The 20,766-nt window shown below is 64.7% G+C and carries 26 protein-coding genes and 1 pseudogene; 15 read left to right on the forward strand and 12 right to left on the reverse strand.

Features of this window, described 5'->3' with window-relative positions; translation table 11 throughout:
• The first annotated feature begins 77 nt into the window (after positions 1-77).
• From XI03_RS19915 to XI03_RS19940, 6 genes are all read left to right on the forward strand, one after another.
• A complete protein-coding gene (locus tag XI03_RS19915) occupies positions 78-1,874 on the forward strand; it encodes a thiamine pyrophosphate-requiring protein (protein WP_271593001.1) in 1,797 nt (598 codons plus the stop codon).
• Positions 1,875-1,882: 8 nt separating this feature from the next.
• Entirely contained in the window at positions 1,883-2,110 is a 228-nt protein-coding gene (locus tag XI03_RS19920; RefSeq protein ID WP_271593002.1) for a hypothetical protein, read from the forward strand.
• Positions 2,111-2,197: 87 nt separating this feature from the next.
• Positions 2,198-2,749, forward strand: a complete 552-nt coding sequence (locus XI03_RS19925; protein ID WP_271593003.1) for a DUF4142 domain-containing protein — start codon at positions 2,198-2,200, stop codon at positions 2,747-2,749.
• Positions 2,750-2,876: 127 nt separating this feature from the next.
• Positions 2,877-3,455 (forward strand): phosphatase PAP2 family protein, encoded by a 579-nt coding sequence (locus tag XI03_RS19930; protein WP_271593004.1) that lies wholly within the window; start codon positions 2,877-2,879, stop codon positions 3,453-3,455.
• The gene (locus XI03_RS19935) at positions 3,452-3,799 is read left to right on the forward strand and encodes a DUF3147 family protein (RefSeq protein WP_028144041.1); all 348 of its coding nucleotides are present in this window, start codon (positions 3,452-3,454) and stop codon (positions 3,797-3,799) included. The genes XI03_RS19930 and XI03_RS19935 overlap by 4 nt, the downstream gene beginning before the upstream one ends.
• The gene (locus tag XI03_RS19940; RefSeq protein ID WP_271593005.1) at positions 3,799-4,284 is read left to right on the forward strand and encodes a hypothetical protein; all 486 of its coding nucleotides are present in this window, start codon (positions 3,799-3,801) and stop codon (positions 4,282-4,284) included. Before XI03_RS19935 ends, XI03_RS19940 begins: the two co-directional genes overlap by 1 nt.
• On the opposite strand, the gene XI03_RS19945 is transcribed toward XI03_RS19940, so the two are convergent.
• Together XI03_RS19945 and XI03_RS19950 are read right to left on the reverse strand one after the other, a co-directional pair.
• Entirely contained in the window at positions 4,255-4,449 is a 195-nt protein-coding gene (locus XI03_RS19945) for a hypothetical protein (RefSeq protein WP_049824255.1), read from the reverse strand. The two genes, XI03_RS19940 and XI03_RS19945, sit on opposite strands and share 30 nt — an antisense overlap.
• On the reverse strand, positions 4,433-4,591 hold the full coding sequence (locus tag XI03_RS19950) for a hypothetical protein (protein ID WP_018321736.1): 159 nt from the start codon (positions 4,589-4,591) through the stop codon (positions 4,433-4,435). Before XI03_RS19950 ends, XI03_RS19945 begins: the two co-directional genes overlap by 17 nt.
• 173 nt (positions 4,592-4,764) lie before the next feature.
• Here XI03_RS19950 and XI03_RS19955 point away from each other — a divergent pair, with 173 nt between their 5' ends.
• On the forward strand, positions 4,765-5,013 hold the full coding sequence (locus XI03_RS19955) for a hypothetical protein (RefSeq protein ID WP_271593006.1): 249 nt from the start codon (positions 4,765-4,767) through the stop codon (positions 5,011-5,013).
• A 152-nt stretch (positions 5,014-5,165) separates the two neighbouring features.
• Here the strand turns inward: XI03_RS19955 and XI03_RS19960 are convergent, their stop codons facing one another.
• From XI03_RS19960 to XI03_RS19970, 3 genes are all read right to left on the reverse strand, one after another.
• Entirely contained in the window at positions 5,166-5,387 is a 222-nt protein-coding gene (locus XI03_RS19960; protein ID WP_271593007.1) for a hypothetical protein, read from the reverse strand.
• Between the two features lie 69 nt (positions 5,388-5,456).
• Complete coding sequence (locus XI03_RS19965) at positions 5,457-5,588, reverse strand: hypothetical protein (protein WP_256379439.1); 132 nt, start codon at positions 5,586-5,588, stop codon at positions 5,457-5,459.
• Between the two features lie 118 nt (positions 5,589-5,706).
• On the reverse strand, positions 5,707-5,901 hold the full coding sequence (locus tag XI03_RS19970) for a hypothetical protein (RefSeq protein WP_028144044.1): 195 nt from the start codon (positions 5,899-5,901) through the stop codon (positions 5,707-5,709).
• A 94-nt stretch (positions 5,902-5,995) separates the two neighbouring features.
• On the opposite strand from XI03_RS19970, the pseudogene XI03_RS19975 reads away from it, so the two are divergent.
• Positions 5,996-6,509: pseudogene (locus XI03_RS19975) on the forward strand (DUF4142 domain-containing protein).
• A gap of 10 nt (positions 6,510-6,519) precedes the next feature.
• On the opposite strand, the gene XI03_RS19980 reads toward XI03_RS19975, so the two are convergent.
• Positions 6,520-6,813 (reverse strand): hypothetical protein, encoded by a 294-nt coding sequence (locus XI03_RS19980; RefSeq protein WP_028144046.1) that lies wholly within the window; start codon positions 6,811-6,813, stop codon positions 6,520-6,522.
• A gap of 280 nt (positions 6,814-7,093) precedes the next feature.
• Between XI03_RS19980 and XI03_RS19985 the strand changes: the two genes are divergently transcribed.
• Both XI03_RS19985 and XI03_RS19990 read left to right on the forward strand, forming a co-directional pair.
• Complete coding sequence (locus tag XI03_RS19985) at positions 7,094-13,393, forward strand: HAMP domain-containing protein (protein WP_271593008.1); 6,300 nt, start codon at positions 7,094-7,096, stop codon at positions 13,391-13,393.
• 14 nt (positions 13,394-13,407) lie between these two features.
• Positions 13,408-14,895: an HWE histidine kinase domain-containing protein gene (locus XI03_RS19990; protein WP_028144048.1), complete on the forward strand. Its 1,488-nt coding sequence runs from the start codon at positions 13,408-13,410 to the stop codon at positions 14,893-14,895.
• A 97-nt stretch (positions 14,896-14,992) separates the two neighbouring features.
• On the opposite strand, the gene XI03_RS19995 is transcribed toward XI03_RS19990, so the two are convergent.
• Positions 14,993-15,214 carry a hypothetical protein gene (locus XI03_RS19995; protein ID WP_028144049.1) on the reverse strand — a complete coding sequence of 74 codons (222 nt, stop codon included), beginning with the start codon at positions 15,212-15,214 and terminating at the stop codon, positions 14,993-14,995.
• Positions 15,215-15,356: 142 nt separating this feature from the next.
• Between XI03_RS19995 and XI03_RS20000 the strand changes: the two genes are divergently transcribed.
• A complete protein-coding gene (locus XI03_RS20000; protein WP_028144050.1) occupies positions 15,357-15,614 on the forward strand; it encodes a hypothetical protein in 258 nt (85 codons plus the stop codon).
• Between the two features lie 95 nt (positions 15,615-15,709).
• The gene (locus tag XI03_RS20005; protein WP_038972655.1) at positions 15,710-15,958 is read left to right on the forward strand and encodes a hypothetical protein; all 249 of its coding nucleotides are present in this window, start codon (positions 15,710-15,712) and stop codon (positions 15,956-15,958) included.
• Positions 15,959-16,065: 107 nt separating this feature from the next.
• Here the strand turns inward: XI03_RS20005 and XI03_RS20010 are convergent, their stop codons facing one another.
• Together XI03_RS20010 and XI03_RS20015 are read right to left on the reverse strand one after the other, a co-directional pair.
• The gene (locus tag XI03_RS20010; RefSeq protein WP_271593009.1) at positions 16,066-16,263 is read right to left on the reverse strand and encodes a hypothetical protein; all 198 of its coding nucleotides are present in this window, start codon (positions 16,261-16,263) and stop codon (positions 16,066-16,068) included.
• 18 nt (positions 16,264-16,281) lie between these two features.
• Positions 16,282-16,503, reverse strand: coding sequence for a hypothetical protein (locus XI03_RS20015; RefSeq protein WP_095426964.1), 222 nt, complete (start codon positions 16,501-16,503; stop codon positions 16,282-16,284).
• Positions 16,504-16,618: 115 nt separating this feature from the next.
• Here XI03_RS20015 and XI03_RS20020 point away from each other — a divergent pair, with 115 nt between their 5' ends.
• Both XI03_RS20020 and XI03_RS20025 read left to right on the forward strand, forming a co-directional pair.
• On the forward strand, positions 16,619-16,813 hold the full coding sequence (locus tag XI03_RS20020) for a DUF3072 domain-containing protein (RefSeq protein ID WP_018321749.1): 195 nt from the start codon (positions 16,619-16,621) through the stop codon (positions 16,811-16,813).
• A gap of 79 nt (positions 16,814-16,892) precedes the next feature.
• Entirely contained in the window at positions 16,893-17,195 is a 303-nt protein-coding gene (locus XI03_RS20025) for a DUF6496 domain-containing protein (RefSeq protein ID WP_028144055.1), read from the forward strand.
• A 12-nt stretch (positions 17,196-17,207) separates the two neighbouring features.
• Here XI03_RS20025 and XI03_RS20030 read toward each other — a convergent pair whose 3' ends face one another.
• Both XI03_RS20030 and XI03_RS20035 read right to left on the reverse strand, forming a co-directional pair.
• Positions 17,208-17,570: a hypothetical protein gene (locus tag XI03_RS20030; RefSeq protein WP_028144056.1), complete on the reverse strand. Its 363-nt coding sequence runs from the start codon at positions 17,568-17,570 to the stop codon at positions 17,208-17,210.
• 276 nt (positions 17,571-17,846) lie between these two features.
• A complete protein-coding gene (locus tag XI03_RS20035; protein WP_212476655.1) occupies positions 17,847-19,379 on the reverse strand; it encodes a Do family serine endopeptidase in 1,533 nt (510 codons plus the stop codon).
• A gap of 208 nt (positions 19,380-19,587) precedes the next feature.
• Between XI03_RS20035 and XI03_RS20040 the strand changes: the two genes are divergently transcribed.
• Positions 19,588-20,424: a universal stress protein gene (locus XI03_RS20040; RefSeq protein ID WP_271593010.1), complete on the forward strand. Its 837-nt coding sequence runs from the start codon at positions 19,588-19,590 to the stop codon at positions 20,422-20,424.
• Between the two features lie 20 nt (positions 20,425-20,444).
• Here XI03_RS20040 and XI03_RS20045 read toward each other — a convergent pair whose 3' ends face one another.
• On the reverse strand, positions 20,445-20,657 hold the full coding sequence (locus XI03_RS20045; RefSeq protein ID WP_038951145.1) for a hypothetical protein: 213 nt from the start codon (positions 20,655-20,657) through the stop codon (positions 20,445-20,447).
• Positions 20,658-20,766 lie beyond the last annotated feature (109 nt).

The following is a 20,766-nucleotide window of genomic DNA, read 5'->3' on the forward strand; positions in this document are numbered from 1 at the left end:
TTCCCGGAAGTGGACCAGGAACATCGCAGGGAAGGAGCCGTTCTCTGAACTTCACGCACAACCGAGAGCCACGCGCGATGTCCCAGACCGTCTCCGACTTCATCGTCCAGCGTCTGCATCAATGGGGCGTGCGGCACATCTTTGGCTATCCCGGCGACGGCATCAACGGCGTGTTCGGCGCGATGAACCGGGCCCAAGGCAAGGAAGGCGAGATCGGCTTCGTGCAGGCACGGCACGAGGAGATGGCGGCATTCATGGCCAGCGCCTACGCAAAATTCTCAGGGCAGCTCGGCGTCTGCATCGCGACCTCGGGCCCGGGTGCCTCGCATCTCATCACCGGGCTCTACGATGCGCTGCTCGATCACCAGCCGGTGCTGGCGATTGTCGGCCAGCAGGCCCGCAACGCTCTCGGCGGGCACTATCAGCAGGAGATCGACCTTCTCTCGATGTTCAAGGACGTCGCCGGTGCCTACGTCATGCAGGCATCCTCGCCTGCGCAAGTGCGACACTTGATCGACCGAGCCGTGCGGATCGCGCTGGCGCGGCGGACCCCGACCGTGATCATCCTGCCCAACGACCTGCAGGAAGAGCCTTACGAGAGCCCGCCACGTGCACACGGCACGCTGCATTCCGGCATTGGTTATAGCGCGCCCAGCATCATGCCGCGTGAGGCCGATCTCGATCGCGCCGCGGAAGTGCTGAATGCCGGCAAGAAGGTCGCGATGCTCGTCGGCGCCGGCGCACTTGGCGCCACCGACGAGGTGATCGCCGTCGCTGACCGGCTCTCGGCCGGCTGCGCCAAGGCGCTGCTCGGCAAGGCAGCACTGCCCGACGACCTGCCATGGGTCACCGGCTCGATCGGCCTGCTCGGCACCGAGCCCAGCTACAACATGATGATGGAGTGCGACACGCTGCTGATGGTCGGCTCTGCCTTCCCCTATGCCGAGTTCCTGCCGAAGGAAGGCGCGGCCCGCGGCGTGCAGATCGACATCGACGCCGGCATGATGTCGATCCGCTTTCCCATGGAGGTCGGCCTCGTGGGCGATGCCGCCGAGACGCTGCGCGCTCTGTTGCCGCGGCTGAAGCCCAAGAGCGACGGGACCTGGCGCCAAAGTATCGAAGCTGACGTCGCGACATGGTGGAAGACGCTGGATGGCCGGGCACATCAGCCGGCGGCGCCCGTCAATCCGCAGCTCGTCGCCTGGGAATTGTCCCCGCGCCTGCCCGACCGTGCGATCATCACCAGCGATTCCGGCTCTTGCGCCAATTGGTTCGCCCGCGACCTGAAGATGCGCCGCGGCATGACGGCCTCGCTCTCCGGCGGCCTCGCCTCGATGGGCGCCGCAGTACCCTATGCGCTCGCCGCCAAATACGCCCATCCGGACCGTCCGGTGATCGCGCTGGTCGGCGACGGCGCGATGCAGATGAACAACATGGCCGAATTGATCACCGCCGCGAAATATTGGCGCTCCTGGCGCGACCCGCGCTTCGTCGTCTGCGTCTTCAACAACGAGGACCTCAACCAGGTGACCTGGGAGCAGCGCATCATCAACGGCGATCCCAAATTCGAAGCCTCGCAGCGCATTCCCGACGTCTCCTATTCACGCTTCGCCGAGCTCATCGGCCTGCGCGGCATCTTCGTCGACACCCCACAGCTGCTCGGCTCGGCCTGGGAGCAGGCGCTGGCAAGCGAGATGCCCGTCGTGCTGGAGGTGAAGACCGATCCCGAAGTGCCGCCGCTGCCGCCGCATATCACGCTTCAGCAGGCCAAGAACTTCTCGCTCGCCCTCTTGAAGGGCGATCCGAACGAGAGCGGGATGATCAAGGGAGCAGCGCGGCAGGTGCTCGAAACGATCCTGCCCGGAAAGCAATGAGGTCAACCATGAGCGACTTTCGCGACATCCAGCACGGCGTCAACGATCCCGTCGATGGCGTCGATGTAACGTACCATTTCAACGACAACAAGACTCCGCACGAGCGCGCGCAGCGCCATGCCGATGTGCGTGCCGAAGCCACGGCCGTCGCCGCCGAGCCGTTTCTCCCCGAGCGGCTGCGACGCAAGCCGACCGATCCCATCAATCCGCGCACCGGGCGGAATCCGGCGGATTAGTCGTTAGGAACCTCGGCGCATACGACGTGTTGATCGGCGCAATATCGCGCGGCAAGAGGCCGCGCGCCCACTCGGAGGGACCGAACCATGAAACGCACCATCATCGCCCTTGCCTGCCTGCTTGTCGCAGGGCCCGCGCTCGCCCAATCTCTTGGCGAGAAAACCGGCGTCAATTCGGCGCTCGGTGTCGCGCCAACGACTGCCGACTTCGTCAAGCAGGCCGCCATCAGCGACATGTTCGAGATCGAGTCGAGCAAGCTCGCTACGCAAAAGGGCAACGCGCAGGAGAAGAGCTTCGCGCAGCAGATGGTGACCGACCACACCAAGACCAGCACCGAGCTCAAGGGTCTCGTCGGTGACGGCAAGGTGCAGGCGACCCTTCCGACGGCGCTCGACAGCTCGCACCAGAGCAAGCTCGACAAGCTCAAGAGCGCGAATGGCAAGGACTTCAGCTCGGACTACAATTCCTACCAGGTGAGCGCCCATGAGGATGCCGTGTCGCTGTTCGAGCGCTACGCCAAGGGCGGCGACAATTCCGCGCTGAAGGATTGGGCCGGCAAGACTCTGCCGGCGCTCAAGCACCATCTCGACATGGCCAAGGAGCTCGGCAAGGCGCCGAGCGTCGGCCAGGCGAAGTAAACCTCGAACGAGGGCGCCGGCGTGGCCGGCGCCCCGCGGGCCTGGTGCCGACGCGGCCGAACTCAGGAACCTTCGTTGATTCCGGGCTTTACAAATTTGTCATGAAGAACATCTCGCCTGCGAACCGATGGCGCTCGTAACAGTCAAACCCACCCGGATCGATACGGCGATCGCGAACGAGATCGCGCACCACACCAACTCCGGCCTCGAGCATGCCGCCCAGACATTGACCTGGGGAGCCGACGAGCATGTGCTCATCGCGCTGGCCGCCGCGGGATGGCTCTACACCCGGCTGCGGCAACCGCAGCAGCGTCGCGTTGCAGATCACATTCTCATGGTCTCGCTGGCGACAGCCGTGCTGCCGCATGTCCTCAAATCCGTGTTCGATCAGACCAGGCCGGACCGGCTGACGGTCACGGGCCATTGGCGCGGCGTGCCCTTCTCGGGGCGATCACGCGACGCATTTCCCTCCGGTCACGCCGTGCACATGGGCGCCCTCGCCTCGGCGGCCGACCTGTTGCCGCCTGCCCGGCGTCAGGCGGTCCGCTTCGTTGCCGTGGCGCTGTCGTTGACGCGCATCGTGGTGCTGGCGCATTGGGCCAGCGATGTGGTGGCCGGTTTCACGCTCGGCGTCGCCGTTGAGCGACTGTTCAGGCCGTTCACGCTGGCGAAGCAGCGGCCCAAGGCCTCACGGACACGGCCATGACCGAATATCTCCTGCGCTTCATCGCCGGCGGCCTGATCGTCTCTGCCTTCTCGATCCTGGGCGACATGCTGCGGCCGAAGAGCTTTGCTGGCCTGCTCGGCGCGGCGCCGTCGGTCGCTCTGGCCACCCTCAGCATCGCCGTCGTCCAGCACGGCCCGCAATATGTCGCCGCCGAAAGCTGGACGATGATCTATGGTGCCATCGCACTCGGCTGCTACAGCATCGTCGTCTGCCATCTCCTGATGAGGTTTCATTTCTCCGCACTGCCAGCCACCATTCTCGCTTTTGCCGCATGGCTCGTCGTCGCCTTCGCTCTGCTCGCGGGTTTCGGAGGTGCTGCCTGATGCTGGTCAAGATGTCTGCATCGGCGCTGAAACAGACTCGGTGGTACGAGTACGGTATCCGCTTTCTGCTCGGCGGACTGGCGACGGTCCTCGCGGGAGCCGTGACCGCAGGTTTCGGCGTCTCCGTGGGCGGCCTCTTCCTCGCGCTCCCCGCCATCTTCTGCGCCAGCGCAACGCTGATCGAAAGCCATGAGCGCCGCGCCAAGGAAAAGGCCGGCCTCAGCGGAGACAGACGCGGGCAGCAGGCCGCAGCGCTCGATGCTGCCGGGGCCGGCCTTGGGAGCATCGGTCTCGCAGCGTTCGCTGCAGTCTTTTATCTCGTGGTTTCGACAACCGTGATCGGCGCATTCGTCACCGCCATCCTGGTATGGGCGGCCGTGTCGGTGTCGGCTTGGTGGCTGCGGCGAAAGCTTCGCATCACCTCGAGGACCGTGCAGACCGAACGCATGGGGCCATCAGCGAGGGGCCGCGACCTCTTCCCGTAGCATCAGAAAGCCGTACATCTCGGCGGCCGTCTGAAGCTGATCGATGCGCGCAAGAACAATTTCGCGCTGGCGGCCGTCCGGCAGGCCCGACAGTTCATGCTCGAGCCGCAGCTTCTGCGCCCCGAGACGCTGTTCGAATGTATGTGGCTCAGATCGTCTTCGCATCTTCCGTCCTCGGTGGCTGCAGTCCCGGGCTGTTGGCCCAGCGCTCGACTTGTTCGATGACCTTCTGGTGGCTGGGACGCACCGGCTTGGGGGCTTCCGGCTCTTCGGAAAGCTTGCGAGGCAACCTGACTTCGTCCGTCATGGCTTCTCTCCCTTTCCATGAGAATGCGCCACCGCCGGAGTCGTTTCAATAATAAATCATTGATTTTGTTGTATTTTCTTACTCATTTGGCGTCTTTCTCGACTCTTGTGGAACTCCCGCCAAGTTGGTTCGTTGAGTAACCTACTCAACCTGCTCAATTTGTGTGATCGACCATGAACGACCTTCGCGCCGAGCGCCTACAGGTCATGCTCACGCCGGAAGAGTTGGCCGCCGTTGACGATTTCCGGTTCAAACATCGCATGCCGACGCGGGCGGCAGCGGTCCGCGAACTGCTCAAGTTCGGATTGGCCGCCATCGGCGTCGACGCGACTGCGGGTGTGAAGTCGAGCAGCTTCGGCGTGTTCGGCCGCGGGCCCGACGGGCATACGCAGGAGGATCCCGAAAACGGCACCGGGGGCTGACCCACAGGAGCCGTTCATAAGCAAACGACCCCGGCACGGGGCGTGCCAGGGCCGTCTTGGAGATTGCTTCCGGCGCACCGGGGGCATGACAACCGGGAGCAACCTGTCGACTCGTCGTGCGAGGATTCGTTCCTCGCGCTGATCCGTTGCGTCTAGCCGCTCGGCGCGTCGCCGGAATCGTCCGGCGTCATGCCGGAGCCCGGCGTCTTGCTGTTGTCGTTGAGCTTGGGATCGCGCGTCGCCTCCCGCGACGGCGAGCCTTTCGAACCCGTCTGTTGCGGATCCGTCTTGTGCACGGACTGTGCGCGCTGCTTGTCGCGCGGCTGTTCCTCCGCCCGTTTGTCCTTGACGATGCCGTGGTCGGAATGGGCCATGATGTGCTTTCACCTCTCCTATGTGTCGAAGCGCTTACGCACTGCGGCGTCGAATGTTCCGGCGAGGCGCTAGCTGTGCGCCGCGTGGACCGCAGCCGACGCATTCCCCAGATGAACCTGGCGCACCGTCGTCACCGTCGCGAACGCGACCGAGACACCAAAGGCGAGAATGAGTGAAAGAAGAGCCAGACGTGGCGCCATCACAAAACCTCCTTCTGGAAGCGAAAACCAACGCGATCGACTGTCCCCTGAGCATCCTGGATTGGTCGCTTGCATTCCGTGAGCGGTCTCACACGCGGATTCACGAAAAGCAGAGCCCTCACGCATCCCGCTTTTGAGGGAAACGGACTACGAGAGGCGGAATTTCCCCGTCGAGCCAATCCTGCTCGTGGGCGAGCGCCGTCCAGGCGTCCGCCATGCGCGAAAAGCGCTTGTGGGCGGGTTGTCCCTCGGCGCGCTCGGCGAGCTGAAGACAGTTGTCGGCATTATCCCTGAAGATGTCAGACTGTTTCATATTGAAGACGTGGGGACGGAACTCTCGGGTCGCAACCCGCTTGCCGGATCGTAATGTTCAGGGAACTCCGCACGCCATTGGCTGTTTGATATCGATGCGAGTTCTTGTCGCGATCACCCTGGCATTCATCAGCACCGCAGCGCTTGCCGACAGCACCGGTGAACGGAAAGTCTGGCGGCCGCCCTCCGAGCGCAACCGACGTCATCAGCGGCCTCTATGATTTCAGCCGCTTCCAGCAGGGCCTCCTGGAGAGCACCGATCTGAAGGGCAACGCCGAGGTCAAGAACCTCGCCGCCTTGCGTGCAGAGGAAGCGGCCAAGCGCGACAAGGCGCTGAAGCAGATCCAGGAGGCGATCGGCGCGGAGCCGCGCATCGGCAAGACGACGTCGGTCAGCGCGGGCCTGGTCGAGCCCGAAACGTCCGACGGACCGACTTACGTCCGAAGCTTCTATGCCTCGCAGATTCCCGAATATGAATCGGCCATTGACCTGCTCGAACGCTATTTGAAGGCGCCCGATAACGCGGCGCTCGCAACGTTTGCGCGCGAGCAGCTCCCGATGCTGCGCGCACAGGTCAAGGACGCCGGGCGCACCATGGCGGACAAGTAGCCCCCTCTATTTATTTGTCGTTCGGATGATGTTGCTGGCTCTGCGGTCGCACGGTGCGGTCGCTCTCCGGCATCCGGTCCCGGCCCGCATCGCCATTGTCGTCCTTGCCGCCCGAAGACGAGGTGCCGCTGCCGCTCGGGTTCGACCGGGTCGCCGCCCCCGTCGTCGGAGTATCCGCCCTCGGGCTGGCGGAGCTCGCGGCGGGATCGCCGGTCACCGCCCCGCGGCCGCTGGGCGCTCCGCCCTGCGCCAAGGCCGACCCGGCAAACAGCACGACGACGATCGCGGCAAGTCCTGCTTTCATATCCGTTCTCCATGTCTTTGCGGGCTAACCGCGAGGGTTGGCGCTCGTTCCGAAGGGTGGCGGGGACGAACGAGCGGGCCGCAGGATCGCGGACGCCAGCCCTTTTCGAATTCGGATGGAACCAATTCGGCGGATCGTGGTTATATTTGCCGGGCTGAGCAAAGCAGGTTCCATTTGCTGGCGCCGCAAGGTTGGCGCTTGATTTCGAATTTGGCTGACGCTCTATGTTGACCAATCGCGTCTGGCCATAGATTCGGCCGACACCTGCGGGGGAATCAGTATGAGCGACCTCGATCCCGGATCTGCATCACGGTCCGGTCGTCGCGTCCCAAAGCCAAAGCCCAACGGTGTATCGGATCCGGATTCCCGGGCCGAATTGCTGCTCGCCCTGCAGGCCATGCGCAGCGGCGATTTCTCCGTCCGCATGAGCGGCGACTATCTCGGCATCGACGGCAAGATCGCCGACACTTTTAATGAAATCATCGCCGCCAACCAGCGCATGGCGCAGCAGCTCGAGCTGGTCGGCCAGGTGGTCGGCCGCGAAGGCAAAACGCGCCAGCGCGTGAAGTTCGGCCTCGCCAGCGGCTCCTGGGCCGACATGGAAGGCTCCGTCAACACGCTGATCGACGACCTGCTGTGGCCGACCCGCGAGGTGACGCGTGCGGTCGCGGCGGTGGCGCAAGGCGACCTGCTCCAGACCGTCAAGCTCGACGTCGACGGCCGTCCGCTCCGGGGCGAATTCCTGCAGTCGGCGACCATCGTCAACACCATGATCAAGCAGCTCGGCGTGTTCACCTCCGAGGTGACGCGCGTGGCGCGCGAGGTCGGCACCGAGGGCAAGCTCGGCGGCCAGGCCCAGGTGCCGGAAGTGACCGGCGTCTGGAAGGACCTCACCGAGAGCGTCAACTCGATGGCGAACAACCTGACCAATCAGGTTCGCAACATCGCCGAGGTGACGATCGCGGTCGCCAACGGCGACCTCTCCAAGAAGATCACGGTCGACGTCCGCGGCGAGATCCTTCAGCTCAAGGAAGCCATCAACACGATGGTGGACCAGCTCCGCTCCTTCGCCTCCGAAGTGACGCGCGTGGCGCGCGAGGTCGGTACCGACGGCAAGCTGGGCGGCCAGGCGATCGTGCCCGGCGTCGCCGGCACCTGGAAGGACCTCACCGACTCCGTCAACGCGATGTGCGGCAACCTGACCGCACAGGTGCGCAACATCGCCAACGTCACCACCGCCGTGGCGCGCGGCGACCTGTCGCGCAAGATCACGGTGGACGTGCGCGGCGAGATCCTGGAGCTGAAGGACACCATCAACACCATGGTGGACCAGCTCAACTCGTTCGCCTCGGAAGTGACGCGCGTCGCGCGCGAGGTCGGCACCGAAGGCAAGCTTGGCGGACAGGCGCAGGTGCCTGGCGTCGCCGGCACATGGAAGGATCTCACCGACAACGTCAACTTCATGGCCTCGAACCTGACGGCGCAGGTCCGCAACATCGCCGACGTCGCCACCGCCATCGCGAGCGGCGACCTCTCGAAGAAGATCACGGTGAACGTCTCGGGCGAAATCCTTCAGCTGAAGGAGACGCTCAACACCATGGTCGACCAGCTCAACGCGTTTGCCGGCGAAGTGACCCGCGTGGCGCGCGAAGTCGGCACCGAGGGCCGGCTCGGCGGCCAGGCCAACGTGCTCGGCGTCGCCGGCACCTGGAAGGACCTCACCGAGAGCGTCAACTCGATGGCGTCGAACCTGACCGCGCAGGTTCGCAACATCGCCGAGGTGACCACCGCGGTCGCCGGCGGCGATCTGTCGAAGAAGATCACGGTGGACGTGCGCGGCGAGATCCTGGAGCTGAAGGACACCATCAACACCATGGTGGACCAGCTCAACGCCTTCGCCGGCGAAGTCACGCGCGTCGCGCGCGAGGTCGGCACCGAAGGCAAGCTCGGCGGCCAGGCCGTCGTGCGCGGCGTCGGCGGCACCTGGAAGGACCTCACCGACAGCGTCAACTCGATGGCCTCGAACCTCACCGGCCAGGTCCGCAACATCGCCGAGGTCGCGACCGCGGTCGCCAAGGGCGATCTGTCGAAGAAGATCACAGTGAACGTGTCGGGCGAAATCCTTCAGCTGAAGGAAACGCTCAACACCATGGTCGACCAGCTCAACGCCTTCGCCGGCGAAGTCACGCGCGTCGCCCGCGAGGTCGGCACCGACGGCAAGCTCGGCGGCCAGGCCGGCGTGCCCGGCGTCGCCGGCACCTGGAAGGACTTGACCGACTCCGTGAACTCGATGGCGGGCAACCTCACCGCCCAGGTCCGCAACATCGCCGAGGTCGCGACCGCGATCGCGGGCGGCGACCTGTCGCGCAAGATCACCGTGGACGTGCGCGGCGAGATCCTGCAGCTCAAGGACACGCTGAACACGATGGTCGACCAGCTCAACCGCTTCGCGGGCGAGGTGACGCGCGTGGCGCGCGAGGTCGGCACCGAAGGCCGCCTCGGCGGTCAGGCCAACGTGCCGGGCGTCGCCGGCACCTGGAAGGATCTCACCGACAGCGTGAACTCGATGGCGGGCAACCTCACCGCCCAGGTCCGCAACATCGCCGAAGTGACCACCGCCGTCGCGCGCGGCGACTTGTCGCGCAAGATCACCGTCGACGTGAAGGGCGAAATCCTCGAGCTCAAGAACACCATCAATACGATGGTCGATCAGCTCAACGGCTTCGCCGGCGAAGTGACGCGCGTGGCGCGCGAGGTCGGCACCGAAGGCAAGCTCGGGGGACAGGCCGAGGTGCCCGGCGTCGCCGGCACCTGGAAGGACCTCACCGACAACGTCAACTTCATGGCCTCGAACCTGACGGCCCAGGTCCGCAACATCGCCGAGGTCGCGACCGCGATCGCAGGCGGCGACCTGTCGAAGAAGATCACGGTGGACGTGCGCGGCGAGATCCTGCTGCTCAAGGACACCTTGAACACCATGGTCGAGCAGCTGCGCTCCTTCGCCGCCGAAGTGACGCGCGTCGCCCGCGAGGTCGGCACCGAGGGCCGGCTCGGCGGTCAGGCCGTCGTGCCCGGCGTCGGCGGCACCTGGAAGGATCTGACCGACAACGTCAACCTCTTGGCCGCGAACCTCACCACCCAGGTCCGCAACATCGCCGAAGTGACCACGGCGGTCGCGCGCGGCGACCTGTCGCGCAAGATCACCGTCGACGTGAAGGGCGAAATCCTCGAGCTGAAGAACACCATCAACACCATGGTGGACCAGCTCAACGCCTTCGCCGGCGAAGTCACGCGCGTGGCGCGCGAGGTCGGCACCGAGGGCAAGCTCGGCGGCCAGGCGCAGGTGCCCGGTGTCGCCGGCACCTGGAAGGATCTCACCGACACCGTCAACTTCATGGCGGCAAACCTGACCGAGCAGGTGCGCGGCATCGTCAAGGTGGTGACCGCGGTCGCCAATGGCGACCTCAAGCAGAACCTCACCGTGAAATCGAAGGGCGAGGTCGCTGCGCTCGCCGACACCATCAACAACATGACCGAGACGCTCGCCACCTTCGCCGACCAGGTGACGTCGGTGGCACGCGAGGTCGGCGTCGAAGGCCGGCTCGGCGGTCAGGCCAACGTGCCGGGCGCGGCCGGCACCTGGAAGGACCTCACCGGCAACGTGAACCTCCTGGCGGCCAACCTCACCTCGCAGGTGCGCGCGATCGCCGAAGTCGCGACCGCCGTCACCAAGGGCGACCTGACGCGATCGATCCAGGTCGATGCCCGCGGCGAAGTCGCCGAGCTGAAAGACAACATCAACACGATGATCACGAATCTCCGTCTCACGACGGACGTGAACACCGAGCAGGACTGGCTGAAGACCAACCTCGCCAAATTCACCAACATGCTGCAGGGCCAGCGCGACCTCACCACCGTCGGCCGGCTCTTGCTCACCGAGCTGTCGCCGCTGGTGAACGCCCATACCGGCGTGATCTACCAGATCGAGAGCGAGGACAATCCGCAGCTCCTGCTGCTCGCCTCCTACGCCAGCGACGGCATCTATCCGTATCAGCGCGTGCTGCAGTTCGGCGACGGCCTGATCGGCCAGTGCGCGCTCGACAAGCGGCCGCGCGTGGTCGCCGACATTCCGTCCGACGTGGTGCCGATCAACTCGGCGCTGTTCCGCGTCGCACCGAAGAACCTCGTCGTGCTGCCGGTGCTGTTCGAGGGCCAGGTCAAGGCCGTGATCGAGCTCGCCTCGCTCGTCTCCTTCACGACCTCGCAGATGACCTTCCTGGAGCAGCTCACCGACTCCATCGGCATCGTGCTCAATTCGATCGAAGCGACGATGCAGACCGAAGGCCTGCTCAAGCAGTCGCAGCAGCTTGCCGGCGAGCTCCAGACCCAGCAGCGCGAATTGCAGCAGACCAACGACCAGCTCGAGCAGAAGGCGCAGCAGCTCGCCGAGCGCAACGTCGAGGTCGAACGCAAGAACCAGGAGATCGAGCAGGCCCGCCGCGCGCTGGAGGAAAAGGCGACCGAGCTTGCGCTGACCTCGAAGTACAAGTCCGAATTCCTCGCCAATATGAGCCACGAGCTGCGCACGCCGCTGAACTCGATCCTGATCCTGGGGCAGCAGCTCACCGACAATCCGGACGGCAACCTCTCGGCCAAACAGGTCGAATTCGCCCGCACCATCCACGGCGCCGGCACCGATCTGCTCAATCTCATCAGCGACATCCTGGATCTATCCAAGATCGAATCCGGCACGGTGACGGTCGACGCCGAGGAAATCCTCACCGCGAACCTGCTGGAGACCGTCGGACGGCCGTTCCGGCACGAGGCGGACAACCGCAATCTCTCGTTCAAGATCGACGTCGATCCGAACCTCCCACGCAGCATCGTCACCGACTCCAAGCGCCTGCAACAGGTCCTGAAAAACCTGCTCTCCAACGCTTTCAAGTTCACCGCCGAAGGCGAGGTGCGCCTGAATGTCACCGCCGCGGTCAGCGGCTGGGGAACCGATCATCCGGTGCTGAATTCCGCGCCGGCGGTGATCGCGCTCGAAGTGTCCGACACCGGCATCGGCATTCCCGTGGAGAAACAGAAGCTGATCTTCGAGGCGTTCCAGCAGGCCGATGCCGGCACCAGCCGGAAATATGGCGGCACCGGCCTTGGGCTTGCGATCAGTCGCGAATTGGCAAGCCTGCTCGGCGGCGAAATTCATCTGCGCAGCTCGCCGGGCAAAGGCTCGTCGTTCACGCTGTATCTGCCGCTCAAATATTCCGGCCCGACGCTCGCACCGCGCGCCGCACCCGCGCCGCAGCAAAACAATCAGCCGCCTGCGCTGCAGCCCGCCGCCGCGCCGGAGCAGCAGCGCGTCATCGAGCAGCTTCCCGACGACCGGCTCAACCTCGAGCCTGGCGACAGCATCCTTCTGATCGTCGAGGACGACCCGCATTACGCGCGTGTACTGGTCGACCTCGCGCGCGACAAGGGATTCAAGGTCCTGGTCGCCGCCCGCGGTGCGGAGGCGCTGGAGCTTGCCAAGCAATACCAGCCGAGAGCAGTCTCGCTCGACGTGTTCCTGCCCGATATGCTCGGCTGGACCGTGCTGAGCCAGCTCAAGCACAATCCGCTGACCCGCCACATCCCCGTGCAGATCATCACGCTCGACGAGGACCGCCAGCATGCGCTGGCGCGTGGCGCGTTCTCCTTCGTCAACAAGCCGACGACGACCGAGGGCGTCTCGGCCGCGCTGACGCAGATCAAGGAGTATGCACGGCCGCGGCGCAAGCGGCTCCTGATCGTCGAGGACAACGAGGCGGAGCAGCTTTCGATCCGCGAGCTGCTGCACCACGACGACATCGAGATCGTGACGACGGACACCGGCGCCGGCGCGCTCTCGACGCTGCGGGAGGCGCCCTGCGATTGCGTGGTGCTCGACCTCAGGCTGCCCGACATGAGCGGTTTCGAGGTGCTGGACCAGATCCGCAACGACGAGGCGCTGTCCAACGTCCCGGTCGTCGTCTTCACCGGCCGCGAGCTTTCGGCGGAGGAGGATGCGGAACTCCACACCATGGCGCGCAGCATCGTGGTCAAGGGCGTGGAATCGCCGGAGCGCCTGCTCGACGAGACCGCATTGTTCCTGCACCGCGTGATCACGGAGCTTCCGGTCGAGAAGCAGCGCATGCTGGAGAAGCTGAACAGTTCCGACGAGGATTTGATCGGCAAGACCGCGCTGCTCGTCGACGACGACGCCCGCAACATCTTCGCGCTGTCGAGCGTGCTGGAACGGCGCGGCATGAAGGTGCTGACCGCCACGACCGGCCGTGAAGCCGTCACCCTGGTCGAATCCAATCCTGAGATCGCCATCGTTCTGATGGACATCATGATGCCGCAGATGGATGGCTACCAGACCATCGGCGTCATTCGCGAAAACCAGGCCTTCGCCCGCCTTCCGATCATCGCGCTGACCGCCAAGGCGATGAAGGGTGACCGGGAAAAATGCCTGGAGGCCGGCGCGTCCGACTATCTCGCCAAACCCGTCAACACCGATCAATTGCTGCTTGCGATCCGCATGTGGCTGCACCGATGAGTTTGGATCCGCGAATGGACCACGAAAAGGTCAACATCCTCCTCGTCGACGACCAGCCGGCCAAGCTGCTCGCCTATGAGGTGATCCTGAAGGAACTCGGCGAGAACCTCGTGGTCGCTTCGTCCGGACGCGAGGCGCTGGAGGTGCTGCTCAAGACCGAGATCGCGGTGATCCTGGTCGACGTCTGCATGCCCGAGCTCGACGGCTTCGAGCTTGCCGCGATGATCCGCGAGCATCCGCGCTTCCAGAAGACCGCGATGATCTTCATCTCCGCCATCCAGGTCAGCGACATCGACCGGCTGCGCGGCTACGAGATGGGGGCGGTCGACTACGTGCCGGTCCCGGTCGTGCCGGAGGTGCTGCGCGCCAAGATCAAGGTGTTTGCCGAGCTCTACCGCAAGACCCGCGAGCTGGAACGGCTGAATCAGGAGCTCGAGGATCGCGTCCGCGCACGCACGGCGGAACTGGAGAACTCCACCGCGAAGCTGCGCGAAAGCGAGCAGCGGCGCAGCATGGCCATCGCGGCCGGCAAGATGGGTTCCTGGGATTGGGACTGGATCAGCGGCGACTGGATGTGGGACGAGGGGCAATATCGCATCTTTGGCGTCGGCCCGGAGAGCTTCGAGGTCAATCCGGCCAACGTCCAGGCGCTGTTGCATCCCGACGACGTCGATCAGTTGCGCAAGGCGATCGCCGAATTCAACAAGGGCACGCGTGCCTATGAGACCGAGTTCCGCATTGTGCGGCCCGACGGCGAGGTGCGCTGGTGCGTCGGCACGGCGGCCGCGACGGTCGACGACAGCGGTCGCGTCGTGCGCGTGAGCGGTGTCACCGTGGACATCACCGAACGCAAGCGAGCCGAGGAACGGCAGAATTTGCTGGCGCGGGAAGTCGATCACCGCGCCAAGAATGCTCTGGCGCTGGCGCAGTCGATCGTCCGCCTCACCCGCGCCGACGAGGTCAAGGCCTATGTCAGCGCCGTCGAAGGACGCATCAATGCGCTGGCGCGCGTGCACACCATCCTGTCGCTGTCGAGCTGGCAGGGCGCGGAGCTCTCCAAGCTGATCGACGAGGAGCTTGCGCCCTATTCGCTCGGCGGCCAGATCATATTGGCGGGTCCGGAGGTCCAGTTGCTGCCGGCGACGGCCCAGACGCTGGCGCTCGCGCTGCACGAGCTCTTCACCAACTCGGCCAAGTATGGCGCACTCTCGACCAGGTCGGGACGGCTCACGATCGGCTGGCAGGTCGAGGACCAGCTGCTGACGCTGAGCTGGGAGGAATCCGGCGGTCCGCTCGTCATGACGCCGAAATCGCGCGGCTTCGGCACGCGGAGCCTGCTTGCGAGCGTCGAGTCCCAGCTCGGTGGACAGGCGCAATTCGATTGGCGAGCCGAAGGACTGTTGTGCCGCCTCAAGGTGCCGCTGACACGCAAGACGGCGACGGCCGCCCCCGGAAAATTCGACGCCCCCAGCTCAGCCGAATTGCAACGCGCCTCGGGCTAAAGCGCGATGCGATCAGGATGAAGCGTCATCGCGCTTTGGTTTGTTGTTTGAGCATGATCTTTTCGGAAAACCGCTGCGCACTTTTCCGGATCATGCTTTAGCCCGACGCCGCCATCCTGGTTTGCCGCGGCGGCCGCGCTTCCTCGGCGAGGCGTCCTTCGAGCCAGGCTTCCGTCTGAGCGAGGTCGCGTAGCGCCCTCGCGTAGCGGCGGGCCGCACTTCGCTCCGCACCGCGCGGCAGTTTGCGGGCCTTGCGCAGCATGTCCGCAGCCGCGTTGCGATAGGCCAGTGAGCGGTAAAGAAAGACTACCTTACCCATATCGAATGTTCCCGTTTTGCTGACGCTCATCCTCGCAGGCCCGGCATGAACGTCGGATGAAGCCGGTGATGACAATTCCTTCATGCGTTTGGAACCGGCGAATATGGCCCGCGTTTGCATGTCAGTTCGGGATGCGGTTCCCATGCGCGCAAAAAAGTCGTCGGACCTGATCTCTCCCACCGGCCTCATCAAGCTGATGACGCATGCGATGATGGGCGCAGCCCTCGGCCTCGCCTTCAGCCTCACGCTGATCCTGTCCAATCCCGCCGTCGCCAAGCTGCTCGATCACGGCGGAAGCCAGGCCGCAATCATCTTCGCCCTGACATTGGTGACGACATTCGCGATCGGCGCGACACTCACCGGCGTCGTGTTCATCCTCGCAGAGGACAAGCAATCTTGAAGCGTGCGGGCGGCCCGGCAGATGCGTTTGTCGGGAACTCCTTCGGCAAATGGCGGTTGGCTGCCTGCGTCAATTTAACTCAGGGAGTTCCCCGCATGACAACGGCAAAACTCGTTCTCACCGCAATGTTGGCCACCGGCCTCGCCGCCGCGCCGCTCGCCGCACAGGCCAAGTCGCACAAGGCCAAACACGGATCATCGATGTCGTCCTCGCAGACCACGGGCGCCAACACCAAGGCCTCGAAGGGCGCGGATCCTTCCGGCCAGGGCGGCTCCGGTCCCGGCTCGGACCAGGGCGGCACCATGACGAACAAGAGCAGCAAGGGCATGAGCAATACCAAGTGAGCTCAGGCCGACCATGACATCAAAAGCCCCGCGGCGACGTGGGGCTTTTTTTCTTGATGCGGGATCGGCAATCGAGCGCCACATCGTCGAGCGCCGGCGTCAGCTGGTTACGGGCGACGCGTTTCAGAGTTGAGCGGGCGGCTCGCAGCATTCGTCTTCACGAGCTGCGCCCGCTTGCGTCCGATCAGAAGTTGGGCCGCAGCATCGTCGAGCCCCGCACGCTGCAATTGCCGGATGGCCGAGCCTAATTCGAGAATCTCGGCGCGCAACCTCAAGATCCGGTAAGTGTCCGGGTCCTCCTCCACGGCGCCCCCCAAAAGGTTTCAGCGCCGCGTGCTCGCGCGCTCAGGACCGACGGCTGTCTTCACGAGACGAAGGCGCACCCGGTCGCGAACGTCAGGCAGGACATCGCCGCCGCCGGCAGCCTTCCATTCGCCGATCAGCAAATTGACCTTCCGGCGCAAATCCATCTGCGCCAGGGCTTGCTGGACGCAATCGCGGTCGCCGTTGATGAGATCGCGCACGGAGGCCTCGACGCCGGCCATCTCAACCCTCAAGGCGCTGATTTTACGTCGAATTTCATTAATTCTGTTGTCCATGGCTTGTTAGAACAAAATAAGAACATATAGTCAAGTCACGATTTCAGGACGGAGAAGCGACATGCAGGTTCAGGGCAAATACGACGCCAGGGTTTTCCTCGCCGAGCAGATGACACGGACGCAGGGGCTGAGGTTGAAACGGCTGAGCGAAGAAGCGTATCAGCCCGCGCAATATGCGCGCGATCTGTCCTTCAGCGAGGCCGCACGTCGTATCCAGGTGCTGGAAGCCGAGATCGAGCTGGCGAATTCCTTCTAGGCTGCGCCTGGAACACTGTCCGCGTCCTTCGGAACCATGCCCGTGTCGAATGGTTCTCCCCGGCCAAGGGAGAACATGCATGGCACGCAAGGCAAAGAAGCGCAGCTACTCGCGCAGCGCCGGCAGCGATGTCGAGAGCGAGATGCGCCGCTACAAGAAGGGCACCGCCAAGAGCGGTCGCAAAGGCCGTGGCGGACGTGTGAAGAGTCGCAAGCAGGCGATCGCGATCGGACTGTCGAAGGCACGCAAGAAGGGGAAGAAGGTCCCGAAGAAGGCCGCCAAGAAGACCTCCAAGAAGACGTCCAAGAAGACGTCCAAGAAGAGGACGACCAAGAAGAGGACAACCAAGAAATCGTCGAAGCGCAAATCCAGCAAGCGCTGACGTTGGCCTGTGTCAGATCATGCTGCCCGGCATGAAGCAGCGGATCGAAACGCCGAACGCGGTCTTCACCGGCCACACCATGGTGCGGCCGGCGCGGTTCGGCTCGGTGATGACGGCTTCGTCCGGCACCTCGATCCACTCGCCGTCGAGACGCACGCGATAATGCCCGTTATGCGACTCCCAGTCGGGATCGGCGACGGCAAAACCATCCGCATCCGAACAGCACGGACCAAGGTGGCTGCGCAGGCTGTCGAACCATGGCTTCAGGGGTGAGTCCGCGTAGCGGCCGTCGTCCCGCCCGAGAGCGTTTCCGCCCCAGAGCACGAATGGCGCCACGAGTAGCGCCCTCCTCAGCGAGAGCTTCAATCGATCCATGTCGGCACCGATCAAATGCGAACCAGCGGCCAGTTCCGGAAACCGGCGGCAAGTTCGAAGTTCCACGCTTGCAACTGGTCCCGGTGGCATCGTTGCCGCCGGCGACCTGCACGAGTCGGAACTTTGATGAGCGAACACGGCTTTTTCGGACGAACCGCGTCATCGTCGCTGCCGTTAACGAGAATGTTATCGATCGCCTCCCGGGAGTCCTGAAGGCGAACGAAAAAGGCGGCCGCGAGGGCCGCCTTTCTTGATCCATGCCGATCGGCGTTCGCCTCAGGCGAGTGGTACCGCGACGAAGCGGGTCGCCTGCGCGCTTCTGACCTGCAACAACACGCTGCGCTTGCCGGACGATTTGGCCTGCGCCAACTCGGAACGGACATCGCCGACATTGGCGACGGCCTTGCCGCCGACGTTGAGGATGACGTCGCCGGTCTGGATGCCGCGCTGCGCCGCCGGCCCTTGCGGATCGACTTCGGTGACGACAACGCCCTTCTGGCCAGCGCCCTGGACGTCACCGGCCGGAGCCAAAGCAAGACCGAGGCGCGGCGTGCCGGATCCCGGCTGGTCCTTGCCAACATCGGCCTTGGCCTGCCGTTCGTTCGGCAGTTCGCCGAGCGCGAGCGTCACCGTTTTGCTGTCGCCTTTGTGGAAGACGTCGAGCTTCACTGAGCTGCCAGGCGCAAGAGTCGCGATCGTGCGGGCGAGGTCGCGGGAGTCCTTGATCGCGGTGCCGTTGACGGCGGTGATGACATCGCCCGCCTCGATGCCGGCCTTGGCCGCCGGGCTGCCATCCTGCGGATTGTCGACGATCGCACCGCGCGCCTCCTTCAGTCCGAGGCTGTCGGCAATCTCGGCGGTGACCGGCTGCACTTGCACGCCGAGCCAGCCACGGGTCACCGCGCCCTTGTCCTTCAGCTGCGCGACGACGAGCTTTGCGGTCGAGGCCGGAATGTCGAAGCCGATGCCGACCGAGCCGCCGGAGGGCGAGAAGATCGCAGTGTTCACGCCGATCACGTTGCCGCTCATGTCGAAGGCCGGGCCGCCGGAATTGCCCTTGTTGATGGGCGCATCGATCTGGATGAAGTCGTCATAGGGGCCGTTGCCGATGTCGCGGCCACTGGCCGAGACGATGCCGGCAGTCACGGTGCCGCCGAGGCCGAAGGGGTTGCCGACCGCGACCACCCAGTCGCCGATGCGCGGCTTCTGGTCGGAGAATTTGACGAACGGGAAGTCCTTCTTGCCGTCGACCTTGATCAGCGCGAGATCGGTCTTCGGATCGGTGCCGACGACCTTGGCGGTGTAGCTCGTGCCGTCATCCATGGTCACCTGCACCGACTCGGCGTGGTCGACGACGTGGTTGTTGGTCACGGCATAGCCGTCGGCGGAGATGAAGAAGCCGGAGCCTTCGCCCGTGATCATCTGATGGCGCTGGCGCGGCATGCCGTTCATGCCGCCCGGGCCACGGAAGCCGAACTGCCGCGAGAACTGGTCGAACGGGGTGTCCTCGTCCTGATCCATCCGGTTCTGCTGCAGCATCGCGCTCTTGTCGTTGTCCTGGTCGATCTTGACCCGCACCGAGATGACGGCGGGTTTGACCTTACTGACGAGGTCACCAAAGCCCGGCGGCGTCGCGGCGGATTCGGCGGCCTGGGCCGGGGTAATGAAGGAGCTCGGACCGAACGGCGAAGAGCCGGGAGCAGCCGCCAGCACGGCCACGCCGAGCGCGGCCACGGTGCCGAGCAGCGCAAGCCGGCGCGGCCTCAGGATCTTGCGGGACGTGGTGTCGGAATTGACGCGATCGTTCATGTCGAAATGTCCATGTTGGATAAGGTGTCGCCTTGCTTCCAACATGGCCATCGTCACCTTACGACGTCCCGTCCATCCGATTAAATCTTCGCAAAGAATGCGCGGGCCCCCGGGAAAGTCGTCCCCTGCGCATTTGATGCAGCTCAACGCGGGTCCTTCGGACAGTGAAAAAATGCGGCCACCGGATGATGTTCATCGGAGGCGCGCCATGTACAAAGACATTCTCGTCCATATCCCCACCGAACGCCCCATGCGCTGCGCGATCGAAGGCTCGATTTCGCTCGCGGCGCGGTTCAACGCCCATCTCGACGCAGTCGCGATCGGCTATGTCGCGACCAGTGCGGCTTACGTGATGGAGGGCGGCGCCGCGGTGGCGGCCGTGTTCGAACTGGAACGCGAGCGCGCGGTGGAGCGGGCCGAGGCCGCGCTTGCGGTGTTTGGCATCGAAGCGGCGAACGCCGGCATCTCCTACGGCTGCCGCGCGCTGGGCGCGATCCCGGTGGACGCGGCCGGCTCGCTCGGCGAGATGGCACGGTTGCACGACCTCAGCGTCGTGCTTCAGCCAGATCCGGCGCAGGGCTCGTTCGACAACGACGTGCCGCGCGAGATCCTGTTCCAGGCCGGCGGCCCGGTGCTGTTCCTGCCCTACACCTTCCATGGAGCTTTCAAGGCGAACCGGATCGGCATCTGCTGGGACGGCAGCCGCCTCGCGGCCCGCGCCGTGCACGATGCCGCACCGTTCCTGGCGCGCGCCGATGAGATCGTGATCATCACCATCAACGAGGCCGATGCGGTCTCCGAGGAAGCTTCAGCGAACGGTCTGGCAAGACATCTCGGCCGGCGCGGACTGTCGACCCGCACGGTCGGCCTGTCGGCGACGCGCGCCGACATCCAGCCGACCATCCTGTCGCTGGCGGCCGACGAGGGCCTCGATCTCCTGGTGATGGGCGGCTACGGCCATTCGCGGTTGCAGGAGCGCGTTCTCGGCGGCGTCACCCGCGCCATGCTGCAGGCCATGACGGTCCCGACGCTGATGTCGCATTGAGCCGGGCCGGCCCGGCGCCATCACGCCGCGACCGGGGTCTCCCACGTCGCGGGTACGGCGTCGCCCTCGTCGTGCTGCACATTGCACGCGTCGAAATGCGCCTTGAGCTCGACCTCGGCGAGATATTCGAAATGTTCGGCCTGGCCGAGGAGTTCCCAGTTCTGAAGCGGCCGGTAGGCCGCCTGCTGACGACAGAGGGACGCCAGCGCCCGGTAGCGACGTACGTTCTCCATGAGACCCTCCCTCGCATTCACTGGGCTTATTGCCCCGATTTGCGTCAGGCCGATGGCGGTTGTGCAAAAGATTTGCTGCGCCTAGCCTCGGCTCGCTGCTAGGAAATAT

The sequence above is a fragment of the Bradyrhizobium sp. CCBAU 65884 genome, from assembly GCF_028128835.1.
GTDB lineage: Bacteria > Pseudomonadota > Alphaproteobacteria > Rhizobiales > Xanthobacteraceae > Bradyrhizobium > Bradyrhizobium ottawaense.

Coding starts and splice junctions, on each gene's coding strand:
- XI03_RS19915 (WP_271593001.1), top strand. CDS start 78: ATGTCCCAGACCGTCTCCGACTTCATCGTCCAGCGTCTGCATCAATGG.
- XI03_RS19920 (WP_271593002.1), top strand. CDS start 1,883: ATGAGCGACTTTCGCGACATCCAGCACGGCGTCAACGATCCCGTCGAT.
- XI03_RS19925 (WP_271593003.1), top strand. CDS start 2,198: ATGAAACGCACCATCATCGCCCTTGCCTGCCTGCTTGTCGCAGGGCCC.
- XI03_RS19930 (WP_271593004.1), top strand. CDS start 2,877: ATGGCGCTCGTAACAGTCAAACCCACCCGGATCGATACGGCGATCGCG.
- XI03_RS19935 (WP_028144041.1), top strand. CDS start 3,452: ATGACCGAATATCTCCTGCGCTTCATCGCCGGCGGCCTGATCGTCTCT.
- XI03_RS19940 (WP_271593005.1), top strand. CDS start 3,799: ATGCTGGTCAAGATGTCTGCATCGGCGCTGAAACAGACTCGGTGGTAC.
- XI03_RS19945 (WP_049824255.1), bottom strand. CDS start 4,449: ATGCGAAGACGATCTGAGCCACATACATTCGAACAGCGTCTCGGGGCG.
- XI03_RS19950 (WP_018321736.1), bottom strand. CDS start 4,591: ATGACGGACGAAGTCAGGTTGCCTCGCAAGCTTTCCGAAGAGCCGGAA.
- XI03_RS19955 (WP_271593006.1), top strand. CDS start 4,765: ATGAACGACCTTCGCGCCGAGCGCCTACAGGTCATGCTCACGCCGGAA.
- XI03_RS19960 (WP_271593007.1), bottom strand. CDS start 5,387: ATGGCCCATTCCGACCACGGCATCGTCAAGGACAAACGGGCGGAGGAA.
- XI03_RS19965 (WP_256379439.1), bottom strand. CDS start 5,588: ATGGCGCCACGTCTGGCTCTTCTTTCACTCATTCTCGCCTTTGGTGTC.
- XI03_RS19970 (WP_028144044.1), bottom strand. CDS start 5,901: ATGAAACAGTCTGACATCTTCAGGGATAATGCCGACAACTGTCTTCAG.
- XI03_RS19980 (WP_028144046.1), bottom strand. CDS start 6,813: ATGAAAGCAGGACTTGCCGCGATCGTCGTCGTGCTGTTTGCCGGGTCG.
- XI03_RS19985 (WP_271593008.1), top strand. CDS start 7,094: ATGAGCGACCTCGATCCCGGATCTGCATCACGGTCCGGTCGTCGCGTC.
- XI03_RS19990 (WP_028144048.1), top strand. CDS start 13,408: ATGGACCACGAAAAGGTCAACATCCTCCTCGTCGACGACCAGCCGGCC.
- XI03_RS19995 (WP_028144049.1), bottom strand. CDS start 15,214: ATGGGTAAGGTAGTCTTTCTTTACCGCTCACTGGCCTATCGCAACGCG.
- XI03_RS20000 (WP_028144050.1), top strand. CDS start 15,357: ATGCGCGCAAAAAAGTCGTCGGACCTGATCTCTCCCACCGGCCTCATC.
- XI03_RS20005 (WP_038972655.1), top strand. CDS start 15,710: ATGACAACGGCAAAACTCGTTCTCACCGCAATGTTGGCCACCGGCCTC.
- XI03_RS20015 (WP_095426964.1), bottom strand. CDS start 16,503: ATGGCCGGCGTCGAGGCCTCCGTGCGCGATCTCATCAACGGCGACCGC.
- XI03_RS20020 (WP_018321749.1), top strand. CDS start 16,619: ATGCAGGTTCAGGGCAAATACGACGCCAGGGTTTTCCTCGCCGAGCAG.
- XI03_RS20025 (WP_028144055.1), top strand. CDS start 16,893: ATGGCACGCAAGGCAAAGAAGCGCAGCTACTCGCGCAGCGCCGGCAGC.
- XI03_RS20030 (WP_028144056.1), bottom strand. CDS start 17,570: ATGGATCGATTGAAGCTCTCGCTGAGGAGGGCGCTACTCGTGGCGCCA.
- XI03_RS20035 (WP_212476655.1), bottom strand. CDS start 19,379: ATGAACGATCGCGTCAATTCCGACACCACGTCCCGCAAGATCCTGAGG.
- XI03_RS20040 (WP_271593010.1), top strand. CDS start 19,588: ATGTACAAAGACATTCTCGTCCATATCCCCACCGAACGCCCCATGCGC.
- XI03_RS20045 (WP_038951145.1), bottom strand. CDS start 20,657: ATGGAGAACGTACGTCGCTACCGGGCGCTGGCGTCCCTCTGTCGTCAG.